The following is a 12,982-nucleotide window of genomic DNA, read 5'->3' on the forward strand; positions in this document are numbered from 1 at the left end:
CTGTTATCCCGCCCGGTTTTCATTGAGAAACCGGACCGACCCGCGTTGGCTGGCGGCGCTGTCAGGTAAACGGTCGGATGACTTGGCATCTGTGGCAGGTTTTTTCTTGTCGACATAGGCGCAAAAATCGTCGTCACAACAGCAGCCGCACGCGGTTGCGGCCTCGTACCGTGCCATGATTTCGTCCAGCGGATCGCCCATACCAAGCTCTTTCCATGCCAGTCTGTTTCGTTTCCGAGGCGGCGGCGGGCTCTCACCAAGTCACGCGCTAAGCCCGCAAACCGCCTCGAAATTCGGTGCCGGATAGTATCATACCCAGCGTTGCTTTTTATCTGATTATTTTAGTCGGGAATTGCAAGAGCAAAAGCGCCATGTGATCAGGTGTGATGCGTTTGATGAGCGGATGAGCCGCCTGTTCTTAAAACAAGCGACTCACAGACATAAAAGTGGGCGTATTTCACACTCAGGCGGTTGCGCCCTGTTCCGACGCGCTAAGCGAGATCACAGCAACCACCGCCGCACCATTCAGCCAGTAGTAAATTGCGTCCAGCCCCGTAAAACCAAACAGGCTAGGTGCGGCCAGGAACGTGACGCCGACGAGCAAATCAACCGCCAGGTGGAATTTATAGGGCAGAACCCGCCAGACGCCGAGATGGTGGTCGGTCAGCACGGTCAGAACAAGCGCCGCGACACCGGTGACTACCGACAGCCACAACGCCATTGGGTTGGATTGCCCCAGCCCTAAAACAAAAGGCAACACCATCAGCGCCAGAGCAACCGGATAATCAAGATAAGCATGCACAGTGCGGGTAACAAAACGGACAGACATTGTTTTTTCCTTTCCTAACTTGGCATGGCACCAAGTTAAGATTGGATAGTCGGACGTTTAATTCTGGATCGTTCGCGAAACATTGCAGATCGTTCGAAGATCCAGCGGATCAGTGCATGGACCGGTAAGCTGCCGGAGACAGGCCAATCTGTTTCTTGAACACGCGGGAAAAGGCCGCTTCTGACGCATAGCCAACCTCGGCCGCCGCATCCGCCACGTTCCAGCGATTCTCAGTCAGGCCGTGACAGGCGATCTGCATGCGCCAATCCGTCAGATATTGCATGGGGGTCGCGTTCATCTTCTCGGCAAACAACTGCGCGAAGGCGGTACGTGACATCCCGGCCTCACGCGCCAGTGACTCGACACTCCATTCCTGTGCGGGGGCCTGATGAAAGGCGGTCAGCGCCCGCGAGATGCGCGGATCAGCGAATCCGGCCAAGGCGGTATCGCTGGGGCTTTGGTATTCCAGATGGGCGCGTATGGCTTGCGCAAACAGCACTTCGGACAGCTTCAGGGCGATCAGGTCGCCCCCGATACGGGCACCGTTGATCTCGGACCCGATCATGCGCAGGGTCGCTTCGATCCAGGCACCGGCCTCTTCGCCGTAGTTTTCGATCAGAATGTACGACGGCAAGCGGTCGATCAGCATATGACCTGCGCCCCTTCGTCCCGGCGGACCAGTGAATGAGAAATGGCCGCACACCAGCTGAGTATCGCGGCTTTTATCCTCGCCCCCGTAAATCAGGACGCCGTCGCCCTGATAACCGGACTCCTCCAGAACCTGCTCTAATGGCAACGCGTCCAGTGGCTTGATCTCATTGCACAGCAGCGCGTGCGCGGCCCCGTGCGGGATCAGGATCAAATCGCCTTGCTTGAGCCGCAGCGTTTCCCCTGTGTTAGAGACATAAACCTTCAATTCGCCGCGCTGAACAAAGTGGAAGCGGGCGACATTTTGATAGGCAGGGACCTGGATACCGAAAGGCGGCGTGAATGACGTGCGGAAATAGAATGTCCCCCGCAAGGACAGGCGGGTGAGGATATCGCTGAGCAGGTCCAACATGGGCGTAACCTATCGCTGCCTGCGCTGCCGTCCAGCCCGTTGAACGATCTGCACAAGAACTTGAACGGCGGGCAAAGAAAAACCCCCACGAAACGCGGGGGTTCCTAACTGTGCGTTTCTGGTCAGATCAGGCGCGAACCAGCGCCTCATAATCTGCGGCGATCTCGCGGGTCAGATCTCCGACTTCGAAAGCGTAGTCGCCGATTTGCCCCACCGGAGTGACCTCGGCCGCCGTCCCGGTCAGCCAGCATTGCTCGAAATCAGCCATTTCTTCGGGCTTGATACGACGTTCGATCACGTTGATGCCCTTGTCTTTCAGCATCTGGATCACGGTCTGACGGGTGATGCCGTTCAGGAAGCAATCGGCCAACGGAGTATGTACCTCGCCATCCTTGACGAAAAACACGTTGGCACCGGTCGCCTCGGCCACATAGCCGTTGTAATCCATGAACAGCGCGTCCGAGCAGCCCTTGGCCTCGGCCTTGTGCTTGGATATGGTGCAGATCATGTAGAGACCCGCCGCCTTAGCGTGAACCGGGATGGTTTCCGGACTTGGGCGTTTCCATTCGGCGATGTCGAGCTTGGCGCCTTGCATCTTAGCGTCGCCATAATAGGCGCCCCAAGGCCAAACCGCGACGGCCATACGTACGGGGTTTCGAGCCGAGGCCACGCCCATATCTTCGCCCGAACCGCGCCAGACCAGCACCCGCACATAGGCGTCCTGCAGACCGCTGGCTTTCAGGGTTTCTTCCTTGGCAGCTTCGATCTGATCGATCGTATAAGGCATCGGCATGTCCAGCGCGTCGGCAGATGCGATCAGACGCTCGGAATGCTCGCGGCTTTTGAAGATCTTGCCGTTATATGCGCGCTCACCTTCGAACACCGAGGACGCATAGTGCATTGCATGAGACAGGATGTGTACATTGGCATCGCGCCAAGGCACCAGTTCACCGTCTATCCAGATCACGCCGTCACGATCATCATACCCCGCCATGCGAAACCTCCTGAACTGGGTTGAATTTTTCGCTTGTTGCGCCATTTAAGTCCGATGCGGACATAAAGTTGCGCAGAAACTGCGGTTCGATACCTGTCCACTCTTGGAATGTCAATAACGCTGACATAAAGTCGGTCCTGAGTAACGAATGAGGCAAATGATGTCGGATACGCGCCCCGCCCAAGTGTTTGGCGGTGAAAGCCTTTTGTTTTTGACCGACGAACAGTTGCGACAAGGGATCGAAGCGATGTTTTTCGCTTACCGGGGCTTTACCGCCGATCCTGATCGCATTCTGGCGCAACTCGCCTATGGTCGAGCCCATCACCGCGCCGTTCATTTCATCAACCGCGCGCCAGGAACGACCGTGAACAACTTGCTGGCGATCCTGGGCGTGACGAAACAGTCGCTGAACCGGGTACTGCGGACCTTGATCGATGACGGGCTGGTCGAAAGCCGCGTGGGCACAGTGGACAAGCGCGAACGCCATCTGTTTCTGACCGAAAAAGGCAAGGCGCTTGAGGCCAAACTCTCTGAGGCTCAGCGGGTGCGAATGCGCGCCGCCTACAAGGATGCGGGCCCCGAGGCGGTATCAGGATTTCGTAAAGTACTTGAAGCAATGATGGATGCTGATATGCGTCATGCTTACACGAAACTGCGGGATACGACCTCATGAGCGATTTGGATGCCCATCTGCTGATCGTCGACGACGATGAGCGTATTCGTGATCTGCTCAAGAAATTCCTGATGCGCAGCGGGTTTCTGGTGACCGCCGCCCGTGATGCCGCCCATGCGCGGCGGGTACTTTCGGGGCTGGACTTCGACATGATCGTTCTGGACGTGATGATGCCGGGCGAAGACGGCGTAAGCCTGACCAGAACTCTGCGCGAAACCCATTCAACCCCGATCCTGCTGTTGACCGCGCGTGGTGAGACCGAACACCGGATCGCCGGGCTTGAGGCTGGCGCGGACGATTACCTGGCCAAGCCGTTCGAGCCAAAAGAGCTTTTGCTGCGCATCAACGCGATCCTGCGGCGGATGCCTGAAACACCAGCGCAAGATACGGCGACCAAGATTTTGACCCTCGGCCCGATCCGCTATGACGTGGAACGTGGTGAGATGTGGCAGGGCGAAGAACCGGTGCGTCTGACTGCGACGGAAAGCCAGTTGATGAAGATCTTCTCGACCCAACCCGGTGAGCCGATCAGCCGCGCCAAGCTGGTCGAGGATCTGGGCCGCGACAAGGGACAGGCGCAGGAACGCGCGGTTGATGTGCAGATCACCCGGCTGCGGCGCAAGATCGAACAAGACCCAAAGCAGCCACGTTATCTGCAGACGGTCCGGGGCGCCGGGTATATGCTGGCGCCGGATTGATCAGGCCGCTGCGCGGCGACTATTGGCCTTCGGCGAAGGTATTTTTAGCCAGATAAACAGGGGATCGATATGAAAACCGCCCTTTTGACTCATGCGGATTGTCTGGAGCATGTCACCCCGGATGGGCACCCTGAGCGGGTGGCCCGACTGGAGCATATCCTGCATGCTTTGGAGTCATTGGACCTGAACCGGGTGACAGCCCCGCTTGCGGCGGATGACGATCTGCTGCGCATACATCCGGAAAGCTACATCCGGGATGTGCGCAAAATGCGCCCCGCGGAGGGCTTTACCCAGATCGACGGGGACACGTTCATGTCTCCGGGCTCGGTCGATGCGGCCTATCGCGCGGCGGGGGCTGTGGTACGGGCGGTGGATATGGTGCTGGGCGGTGAGGCGCAAAATGCGTTTTGTGCGATCCGGCCTCCGGGGCATCACGCCGAGACTGACACCGCGATGGGGTTTTGCTTGTTCGGCAATGCCGCGCTGGCGGCAAAACATGCGCTGGATCACCACGGGCTGAACCGCGTCGCAGTGGTTGATTTTGACGTGCATCACGGCAATGGCACGCAGGATTTGCTGTGGGATGAGAAACGCGCACTTGTGATCACCAGCCAGCAGATGCCGCTATGGCCCGGATCGGGGCGTCCGGATGAAACCGGCGCGTTTGAGACCATTCTCAACATCCCCCTGCCCCCCGGTTCCGGCGGGGCAGAGATGCGCGCGGCCTATGAAACACAGGCCTTCCCGCGCCTGCGCGCCTTCAAGCCGGACCTGATCATCATCTCGGCTGGATTTGACGCGCATCAGGACGATCCATTGGCCAATCTGAACTGGTCCACAGGTGACTTTGCCTGGGTCACCGCAGAGCTTTGCAAGATTGCCGATGAGCTTTGCGGGGGACGTATCGTCTCGACTCTGGAAGGCGGGTATGATCTGAACGCACTGGCCCAGGCCACACGCGCCCATGTGGAAGAATTGATGAAGGCAGCCCGATGACCGATACCCCAGTAGACCAGATGACATTCGAACAGGCGATGAAAGAGCTTGAGGCCGTTGTTGGCCAGCTCGAGCGCGGCGATGTGGCGCTGGACCAGTCCATCGCGTTGTATGAGCGCGGCGCGGCGTTGAAAAAGCGTTGCGAGGAGGAGTTGAAGCGGGCCGAAGAAAAGGTGGCCGCTATTACTCTGGACGCCAACGGTCAGCCGACCGGGACGACGCCTGTCGAAGGTCAGTAAATGTTTCGTGAAATACTAGCGCAGGATGCGGCGCGGATTCAGGATCAGTTCGATCTGGTTCTGGGCGCGCTGGACGATCTGAATGTGACCCGTGCGATGGCCTATGCCATCAAAGGTGGCAAACGGTTACGTGGGTTTCTGGTGTTGGAAAGCGCGCGCGTGCACGGCGTGGATGCAAGCCGCGCCGTTTGGCCCGCCACCGGGATTGAAGCACTGCACGCGTACTCACTAGTCCATGACGATCTGCCCTGTATGGATGACGACGACCTGCGCCGTGGGCGGCCCACGGTTCATGTGAAATGGGACGAAGGCACCGCCGTTCTGGCCGGGGACGCGTTGCAGACGCTGGCCTTCGAAGTCTGCACCCGTCCCGAGGTCGGCACGGCCGAGGTTCGGGCAGAATTGGCCCTGACCCTTGCCAAGGCCAGCGGAGCGCAAGGTATGGTGCTGGGTCAGGCGCTGGATATCGCGGCGGAAACGGCTACAGCACCGCTGACCCTGGACGAAATCACGCGCCTTCAAGCGGGTAAGACCGGTGCCCTTATTGAATGGTCCGCATGTGCAGGCGCACGATTGGCGCAGGCCGACCCCGGGCCGTTGCGCCAATATGCACGGGCACTGGGGCTTGCTTTTCAGATCGCGGACGACATTCTGGATGTCGAGGGTGATGCCGAAAAGGCTGGAAAACGCCTGCAAAAGGATGCCCAGGCTGGCAAGGCCACATTTGTTTCACTGTTGGGTCTGGAAGCAGCCAAAGCCCGTGCGGCGGAACTGGTGGATCAAGGCTGCGCCGCACTGGACGGCTATGGCGCATCGGCAGAAACCTTGAAGGACGCCGCCCGCTTCGTTATTGCCCGGGACAGCTAAGCCAGGAACGCCAAATGTCTGACCGCCCGAAAACGCCTTTGCTGGACCTTGTGAGCCGCCCTGCGGATCTCAAGCAGTTCTCGGATGCGCAACTGCATCAGGTGGCACAGGAATTGCGAACCGAAACGATCTCGGCCGTGTCCGTCACAGGTGGGCACTTGGGCGCGGGCCTAGGTGTAGTCGAGCTGACCACTGCTTTACATGCGGTGTTCGACACGCCCCGCGACAAGATCATTTGGGATGTGGGGCATCAGTGTTATCCGCATAAGATCTTGACCGAGCGGCGCGACCGTATCCGAACCCTGCGCATGAAGGACGGGCTGAGCGGGTTCACCAAGCGCAGCGAAAGCCCGTATGATCCGTTTGGGGCGGCGCATAGCTCAACCTCGATCAGCGCCGCACTTGGGTTTTCCGTGGCTCGCGATCTGGGAGGCGTCACGCCCGAAGGGCTGGGTGACGCAATTGCCGTGATCGGCGATGGGTCGATGTCGGCGGGTATGGCCTTTGAGGCGATGAACAACGCCGGTCATCTGGGCAAACGCCTGATCGTCATCCTTAATGACAATGAGATGAGCATCGCCCCGCCCGTCGGTGCACTGTCCAACTATCTGTCGCGAATTTACACCGAAGCCCCGTTCCACGAATTGAAAGCTGCTGCCAAGGGTGCGGTCTCGCTTCTGCCTGAACCGTTCCGAGAAGGTGCGAAACGGGCTAAGGAAATGCTGAAAGGCATGGCGGTGGGCGGCACGCTGTTCGAAGAGCTTGGCTTTTCCTATATCGGGCCACTCGACGGTCACGACATGGATCAGTTGCTGCCGGTTTTGCGCACGGTCAAAGCACGGGCAACCGGTCCGATCCTGATCCATGTGCTGACAAAAAAGGGCAAAGGCTACGCGCCCGCCGAGCAGGCCCGCGACAAAGGCCACGCCACCGCGAAATTTGACGTGGTCACGGGCGAGCAGAAAAAGGCCCCGTCCAACGCGCCGTCATATACGTCGGTCTTTGGCAAAGCGCTGGTTGATGAGGCGGGGCGCGATGACAAGATCGTGGCTGTCACGGCCGCAATGCCGGACGGCACCGGGTTGAACCTGTTTGCCGAACGCTACCCGTCGCGCTGTTTCGACGTCGCAATTGCGGAACAGCACGGCGTGACCTTCGCGGCGGCGCTGGCGGCTGGCGGTATGAAACCGTTCTGCGCGATGTATTCGACCTTTTTGCAGCGCGGCTATGATCAGGTGGTGCATGACGTGGCCATTCAGCGCCTGCCGGTGCGTTTTGCCATCGACCGTGCAGGGCTGGTGGGTGCTGATGGCGCAACCCATGCGGGATCCTTCGATATTGCCTATCTTGCCAACCTGCCCGGCATGACCGTCATGGCCGCTGCGGATGAGGCCGAACTGATGCACATGGTGGCCACGGCGGCGGCCCATGATGACGGTCCCATTGCGTTCCGCTATCCGCGCGGCGAGGGTGTGGGCGTCGACCTGCCTGAAGGAGGCGAGGTGCTTGAGATCGGCAAAGGCCGCATGATCCAAAAAGGTGCGCGCGTGGCGCTTTTGTCCTTTGGCACCCGCTTGGCCGAGGTGCAGAAGGCCGCCGAGGCCCTTTCAGCCCGCGGGATCACACCCACCATCGCCGACGCCCGTTTCGCCAAACCGCTGGACCGTGATCTGATCCTTGATCTGGCCGCTAACCACGAGGCTCTGATCACCATCGAAGAAGGTGCCGTTGGCGGATTTGGCAGCCACGTGGCACAGCTATTGGCGGATGAGGGTGTGTTCGATCACGGGCTGAAATACCGCTCGATGGTGCTGCCGGATATCTTCATCGATCAGGCCAGCCCAGCGGACATGTATGCCGTTGCGGGCATGAATGCCGAACAGATCGAAGCCAAGGTTCTGTCGGTTCTGGGCGTCACAACAATAGGCGAAAAACGCGCCTAAGCGGTTACCGGAACACGATTCGGGAATGCATGTGGTGCCTCAAGAGGGACTCGAACCCCCGACCTTGTCCTTACGAAGGACCTGCTCTACCAGCTGAGCTATTGAGGCAAGCGAGGGTTCGTTTAAACGGTCGGGGTGGTACGCGCAAGCCTACTTCTTTTTGGTTTCCTCGTGCTTTTTCCACGCGTTTGGGCAAGCTGTGCTGTTGACCGCTCGACCCCAACGCGAACATTCAGTGACAACGAATGTGAATTTTTTGTAACGGCCCAGGTTAGGGATTGTTGTTTGTGTATTATTTCGATATTTCATGAATTATGGTAAAACAAATAACAAACCAGCTCGCTGTCCTTGGCCACCCGCAACGTATTTCGGTGTTTCGCATATTGATGCGACGCTTTCCTGACACCGTTCCGGCGGGTGAATTGGCGACAGAGCTGGGTATCAAACCCAGCACTCTGTCGAACTATCTGAACGCATTGCAACGATCCGGGTTGGTGACGCAGAAACGGTCGGGGACTTCCCTGCTTTATTCGGTTGAAATGAAGAACGTGCAGAACATGCTGGGCTTCCTGCTGAACGATTGCTGCCGTGGCCGCCCTGATATCTGCATGCCATCCGAGCAAGGAAACGGCGCAATGACGGGCCGCAAATTCAACGTGTTGTTTATCTGCGTAGGCAACTCGGCACGTTCCATTTTTGCCGAGACCCTGCTGCGAGACATCGCAGGGAACCGGTTCAACGTCTACTCAGCTGGCACAAAATCGTTTTCCGAGCTGAATCCGATGGCCATGCAAGTGCTTGAGGACAAGGGTCATGACACCTCGGGTCTACGGTCCAAAAGCATATCTGAATTCTCGGGCCCCGACGCGCCCGAGTTGGATTTCGTTTTTACTGTCTGCAACAAGGCCGCAAACGAAGAATGCCCCGCCTGGGAAGGTCAGCCGATTAGCGGCCACTGGGGTATGATCGATCCGGTCAAGGCCACCGGTACGGATGCCGAGAAAAGCCTGGCCTTCCAGAACACCTATGGCGCGCTCAAGCGCCGGATCGAAGCCTTCACCTCTTTGCCGGTCGAAAGTCTTGACCGGATCGCATTGCAATCTGCTGTCGATGACATCGGCAGAACGCCCGTCGAGGAAGAACAATGACAACTTACGCACTGAACGGTCTGGGCCGGATGGGAAAGCTGGCGCTGAAGCCATTGCTGGAAAAAGGTGCCAAGATCGCCTGGATCAATGATGCGGTGGGTGACCCCGAAATGCACGCGCATCTGCTGGAGTTTGACACCGTGCATGGCCGCTGGGATGCCAATTTCGAGCATGACGCAGAGAGTGTCACGATCAATGGCACCCGCCTGCCTTTTATTGGCACCAAGGACCTGAATGCCCTTCCACTGGACGGTGTCGATGTGGTGATCGATTGTACAGGCGTATTCAAGACCGAGGCCAAGCTGGCCCCATATTTCGAGGCTGGCGTGAAAAAGGTTGTCGTCTCGGCTCCGGTCAAGGAGGGACCGACTGCCAATATCGTCATGGGCGTCAACGATGCCACCTATGACCCGAACAAGCACCTAATCATCACTGCGGCCTCATGCACCACCAACTGCCTGGCGCCTGTGGTCAAGGTGATCCATGATAACCTGGGCATTCGACACGGATCGATGACCACAATCCACGACGTGACCAACACGCAAACCATTGTGGATCGACCGGCCAAGGACCTGCGCCGCGCACGCTCGGCGTTGAATTCTCTGATCCCGACCACCACCGGATCGGCCACCGCAATCACGCTGATCTACCCCGAACTCACGGGGCGGCTGAACGGCCATGCAGTGCGTGTGCCGTTGCTGAACGCCTCGCTGACCGATTGCGTATTCGAAGTCGAGCGGGAAACAACTGCTGAAGAGGTCAACGCCCTGTTCAAAGCCGCTGCCGAAGGGGACTTGAAAGGTATTCTGGGTTATGAAACGCGGCCTTTGGTGTCGACCGACTACACCAATGATACACGCTCTTCGATCGTGGATGCGCCTTCGACCATGGTGGTGAACGGAACGCAGGTAAAGATCTATGCCTGGTACGACAATGAAATGGGTTATGCGCACCGCCTGGTGGACGTTGCCCTTATGGTTGGGTCGGGGCTGTGACCCAACGGCCCGAGGGTCTGTCAGCCTATATCGCGGTCACAGCCGCCTATTGGGCGTTTATGCTGACCGACGGTGCGTTGCGCATGTTGGTGCTGTTGCATTTTCATTCGCTGGGCTTTTCTCCGGTGCAGCTGGCCTATCTGTTTGTTTTGTATGAGGTCGCAGGGATCGTGACCAATCTGACGGCGGGCTGGATCGCGGCGCGGTTCGGGTTGGCCTCGACGCTTTATGCCGGTCTGGGACTTCAGGTTCTGGCCTTACTGGCGATGACGCAACTGGACCCGAATTGGACCATCGCAGCATCGGTGACCTTTGTGATGATGGTGCAAGGGGCCAGCGGCGTGGCCAAGGACCTGGCCAAGATGTCCTCGAAATCTTCTGTGAAACTGCTGGCACCCACCGAGGGGGGCGGGCTTTTTCGTTGGGTAGCGGTGCTGACCGGATCCAAGAATGCGGTGAAAGGGCTGGGCTTTCTGCTGGGTGCGGTGATGTTGGCCACCTCGGGATTCATGATGGCGATCCTGATTATGGCCGCAGTTCTGGCACTGATATTGATTGGAGTAATACTGTTCATGCCCGCAGGTCTGCCCATGGGCCGCAAAGGGGCAAAATTCTCCGAGGTGTTCTCGAAATCCGCCAATGTGAACTGGCTTTCGGCGGCGCGTGTCTTTCTTTTTGGCGCCCGAGACGTGTGGTTCGTGGTCGGCATCCCGATCTATTTCTACGCCGTGCTGTCCGACGGCACCCAAGAAGGAAACCGCGCTGCCTTTTTCATGATCGGCTCTTTCATGGCAGTCTGGGTTATCCTTTACGGCGCTGTTCAAGCCAGCGCGCCCAAGATTCTGCGCGCCAGTGAACGCAGCGAAGCAGACCTGATCCGCTCCGCCCGCAGCTGGGCCGCAGCTTTGTTTTGCGTACCCGCCGCATTGACGATTGTGGTGCTGTTCTCTTCAGGCCCCGAAACATGGTTAACCGTCACGCTGGTTCTGGGCCTGCTGCTGTTCGGCGCGGTGTTCGCAGTCAACTCATCGCTGCATTCCTACTTGATCCTGGCCTTCACAAAATCGGAACGGGTGACGATGGATGTCGGATTTTACTACATGGCCAATGCAACGGGCCGTCTTGTAGGCACCGTCCTGTCCGGGCTGACCTATCAAATCGGAGGTCTTTCCCTGGTCCTGGGCACCGCAGCCGCGATGGTTGCACTGGCAGCGCTGGCATCGGGCAAGCTGACCGATCAAACCGCTGACGCCTATTCTTGAATGTCGTCGTACACTACCTGACCGCCCGGCCGCCTATAGCTGTGTTTCAGCAAACTTGGCGACCCCGGCAGGATTCGAACCTGCAACCTGCCCCTTAGGAGGGGGCTGCTCTATCCAGTTGAGCCACGGGGCCGCGCAAGGCTCTCTGTAACCCGGTTTTTTCAGGTTGTCATGACCTTTGCACAACAGTTGTAAATCAAGTCCCGTTCACGCTACCATCGGGCAAAACAACAGTGCAGGTGCCCTCCGTGACCACAGAAACAAAACGTCCGCTTACCCTTCGTGATGTATCCGAAGCGTCAGGGGTGTCCGAAATGACGGTCAGTCGGGTCCTGAGGAACCGGGGCGACGTGTCCGATGCTACCCGCACCCGCGTTTTGGCTGCCGCGAAAGAGTTGGGATACGTTCCTAACAAGATTGCAGGCGCGCTGGCTTCCAGCCGCGTAAATCTGGTTGCGGTGATTATCCCGTCGCTGTCCAATATGGTCTTTCCCGAGGTTCTGACCGGTATCAATCAGGTGTTGGAAGACACTGAATTGCAGCCCGTTGTCGGCGTCACCGATTACCTGCCCGAGAAAGAAGAAAAAGTCCTTTACGAGATGCTCTCGTGGCGGCCGTCGGGTGTGATCATCGCGGGACTGGAACATACCGAAGCAGCCCGCGCAATGCTGGATTCAGCCGGAATTCCGGTGGTCGAGATCATGGATACGGACGGCAAACCAGTGGACGCGATGGTCGGCATCTCACACCGCCGTGCCGGGCGTGAAATGGCTGCTGCGATCCTGAAAGCGGGTTATCAACATATCGGTTTCATGGGCACCAAGATGCCGTTGGACCACCGCGCGCGGAAACGCTTTGAAGGTTTTACCGAAGTGCTGGGCAAGAACGGGATCGAGATCGAAGATCGCGAGTTCTACTCCGGCGGCTCGGCCCTGGCCAAGGGGCGCGAGATGACGCAGGCCATGCTGGATCGTTCACCAGATCTGGATTTCCTGTATTATTCCAATGATATGATCGGTGCTGGTGGATTGCTGTACCTGCTGGAACAGGGCATCGACATACCGGGACAGATCGGTCTGGCCGGGTTCAACAATGTGGAACTGCTGCAGGGGTTACCACGCAAGCTTGCCACGATGGATGCCTGCCGTCTTGAGATCGGGCGCAAGGCGGCCGAGATTATCGCCACACAATTGGCCGATCCGAATACCGAGGTCGACACGCGTCTGACACTGACCCCCAAGATCAGCTACGGCGACACCCTGAAGCGGCGCTAAAACC

At 58.3% G+C, this 12,982-nt stretch carries 14 protein-coding genes and 2 tRNA genes; 10 read left to right on the forward strand and 6 right to left on the reverse strand.

What is annotated here, in order from left to right; genetic code table 11:
• Positions 1–3: 3 nt before the first annotated feature.
• From ACR0AL_RS10230 to ACR0AL_RS10245, 4 genes are all read right to left on the reverse strand, one after another.
• Entirely contained in the window at positions 4–201 is a 198-nt protein-coding gene (locus ACR0AL_RS10230; protein ID WP_170396731.1) for a hypothetical protein, read from the reverse strand.
• A gap of 262 nt (positions 202–463) precedes the next feature.
• Positions 464–829, reverse strand: coding sequence for an SPW repeat domain-containing protein (locus ACR0AL_RS10235; protein ID WP_170349651.1), 366 nt, complete (start codon positions 827–829; stop codon positions 464–466).
• Between the two features lie 109 nt (positions 830–938).
• Positions 939–1,889, reverse strand: a complete 951-nt coding sequence (locus tag ACR0AL_RS10240; RefSeq protein ID WP_170360940.1) for an AraC family transcriptional regulator — start codon at positions 1,887–1,889, stop codon at positions 939–941.
• A gap of 127 nt (positions 1,890–2,016) precedes the next feature.
• Positions 2,017–2,883 (reverse strand): branched-chain amino acid aminotransferase, encoded by an 867-nt coding sequence (locus tag ACR0AL_RS10245; protein ID WP_480647605.1) that lies wholly within the window; start codon positions 2,881–2,883, stop codon positions 2,017–2,019.
• A gap of 160 nt (positions 2,884–3,043) precedes the next feature.
• On the opposite strand from ACR0AL_RS10245, the gene ACR0AL_RS10250 reads away from it, so the two are divergent.
• The 6 genes from ACR0AL_RS10250 to dxs all read left to right on the forward strand — a co-directional run bounded on the left by ACR0AL_RS10250 (position 3,044) and on the right by dxs (position 8,299).
• Positions 3,044–3,556, forward strand: coding sequence for a MarR family winged helix-turn-helix transcriptional regulator (locus ACR0AL_RS10250; protein WP_170349648.1), 513 nt, complete (start codon positions 3,044–3,046; stop codon positions 3,554–3,556).
• Positions 3,553–4,254 carry a response regulator gene (locus ACR0AL_RS10255; protein WP_170349647.1) on the forward strand — a complete coding sequence of 234 codons (702 nt, stop codon included), beginning with the start codon at positions 3,553–3,555 and terminating at the stop codon, positions 4,252–4,254. Before ACR0AL_RS10250 ends, ACR0AL_RS10255 begins: the two co-directional genes overlap by 4 nt.
• A gap of 69 nt (positions 4,255–4,323) precedes the next feature.
• Positions 4,324–5,250 carry a histone deacetylase family protein gene (locus tag ACR0AL_RS10260; protein WP_480662891.1) on the forward strand — a complete coding sequence of 309 codons (927 nt, stop codon included), beginning with the start codon at positions 4,324–4,326 and terminating at the stop codon, positions 5,248–5,250.
• Positions 5,247–5,489, forward strand: a complete 243-nt coding sequence (locus ACR0AL_RS10265; RefSeq protein ID WP_058282745.1) for an exodeoxyribonuclease VII small subunit — start codon at positions 5,247–5,249, stop codon at positions 5,487–5,489. Before ACR0AL_RS10260 ends, ACR0AL_RS10265 begins: the two co-directional genes overlap by 4 nt.
• The gene (locus ACR0AL_RS10270) at positions 5,490–6,356 is read left to right on the forward strand and encodes a polyprenyl synthetase family protein (RefSeq protein ID WP_480662892.1); all 867 of its coding nucleotides are present in this window, start codon (positions 5,490–5,492) and stop codon (positions 6,354–6,356) included.
• Between the two features lie 14 nt (positions 6,357–6,370).
• The gene (gene dxs, locus ACR0AL_RS10275; RefSeq protein WP_480662893.1) at positions 6,371–8,299 is read left to right on the forward strand and encodes a 1-deoxy-D-xylulose-5-phosphate synthase; all 1,929 of its coding nucleotides are present in this window, start codon (positions 6,371–6,373) and stop codon (positions 8,297–8,299) included.
• 32 nt (positions 8,300–8,331) lie between these two features.
• Here dxs and ACR0AL_RS10280 read toward each other — a convergent pair.
• Positions 8,332–8,407: transfer RNA gene (locus ACR0AL_RS10280), tRNA-Thr, on the reverse strand.
• Positions 8,408–8,613: 206 nt separating this feature from the next.
• On the opposite strand from ACR0AL_RS10280, the gene ACR0AL_RS10285 reads away from it, so the two are divergent.
• The 3 genes from ACR0AL_RS10285 to arsJ are packed head-to-tail and all read left to right on the forward strand — an operon-like array spanning position 8,614 to position 11,704.
• On the forward strand, positions 8,614–9,447 hold the full coding sequence (locus tag ACR0AL_RS10285) for an arsenate reductase/protein-tyrosine-phosphatase family protein (RefSeq protein WP_480662895.1): 834 nt from the start codon (positions 8,614–8,616) through the stop codon (positions 9,445–9,447).
• The gene (locus tag ACR0AL_RS10290) at positions 9,444–10,442 is read left to right on the forward strand and encodes an ArsJ-associated glyceraldehyde-3-phosphate dehydrogenase (protein ID WP_170349642.1); all 999 of its coding nucleotides are present in this window, start codon (positions 9,444–9,446) and stop codon (positions 10,440–10,442) included. The genes ACR0AL_RS10285 and ACR0AL_RS10290 overlap by 4 nt, the downstream gene beginning before the upstream one ends.
• A complete protein-coding gene (gene arsJ / locus ACR0AL_RS10295; RefSeq protein WP_480647599.1) occupies positions 10,439–11,704 on the forward strand; it encodes an organoarsenical effux MFS transporter ArsJ in 1,266 nt (421 codons plus the stop codon). Before ACR0AL_RS10290 ends, arsJ begins: the two co-directional genes overlap by 4 nt.
• 56 nt (positions 11,705–11,760) lie before the next feature.
• Here the strand turns inward: arsJ and ACR0AL_RS10300 are convergent.
• A tRNA-Arg gene (locus ACR0AL_RS10300) sits at positions 11,761–11,837 on the reverse strand.
• 115 nt (positions 11,838–11,952) lie between these two features.
• Between ACR0AL_RS10300 and ACR0AL_RS10305 the strand changes: the two genes are divergently transcribed.
• Positions 11,953–12,978, forward strand: coding sequence for a LacI family DNA-binding transcriptional regulator (locus tag ACR0AL_RS10305; RefSeq protein ID WP_170360951.1), 1,026 nt, complete (start codon positions 11,953–11,955; stop codon positions 12,976–12,978).
• Positions 12,979–12,982 lie beyond the last annotated feature (4 nt).

It is taken from the genome of Ruegeria sp. BB1, assembly GCF_056539465.1.

Excerpts from the sequence above, each read along its gene's own strand:
- ACR0AL_RS10230 (WP_170396731.1), bottom strand. The coding sequence starts at position 201 with ATGGGCGATCCGCTGGACGAAATCATGGCACGGTACGAGGCCGCAACC.
- ACR0AL_RS10265 (WP_058282745.1), top strand. The coding sequence starts at position 5,247 with ATGACCGATACCCCAGTAGACCAGATGACATTCGAACAGGCGATGAAA.
- ACR0AL_RS10245 (WP_480647605.1), bottom strand. The coding sequence starts at position 2,883 with ATGGCGGGGTATGATGATCGTGACGGCGTGATCTGGATAGACGGTGAA.
- ACR0AL_RS10260 (WP_480662891.1), top strand. The coding sequence starts at position 4,324 with ATGAAAACCGCCCTTTTGACTCATGCGGATTGTCTGGAGCATGTCACC.
- dxs (WP_480662893.1), top strand. The coding sequence starts at position 6,371 with ATGTCTGACCGCCCGAAAACGCCTTTGCTGGACCTTGTGAGCCGCCCT.
- ACR0AL_RS10240 (WP_170360940.1), bottom strand. The coding sequence starts at position 1,889 with ATGTTGGACCTGCTCAGCGATATCCTCACCCGCCTGTCCTTGCGGGGG.
- ACR0AL_RS10285 (WP_480662895.1), top strand. The coding sequence starts at position 8,614 with ATGGTAAAACAAATAACAAACCAGCTCGCTGTCCTTGGCCACCCGCAA.
- ACR0AL_RS10255 (WP_170349647.1), top strand. The coding sequence starts at position 3,553 with ATGAGCGATTTGGATGCCCATCTGCTGATCGTCGACGACGATGAGCGT.
- ACR0AL_RS10290 (WP_170349642.1), top strand. The coding sequence starts at position 9,444 with ATGACAACTTACGCACTGAACGGTCTGGGCCGGATGGGAAAGCTGGCG.
- ACR0AL_RS10250 (WP_170349648.1), top strand. The coding sequence starts at position 3,044 with ATGTCGGATACGCGCCCCGCCCAAGTGTTTGGCGGTGAAAGCCTTTTG.
- ACR0AL_RS10235 (WP_170349651.1), bottom strand. The coding sequence starts at position 829 with ATGTCTGTCCGTTTTGTTACCCGCACTGTGCATGCTTATCTTGATTAT.
- ACR0AL_RS10270 (WP_480662892.1), top strand. The coding sequence starts at position 5,490 with ATGTTTCGTGAAATACTAGCGCAGGATGCGGCGCGGATTCAGGATCAG.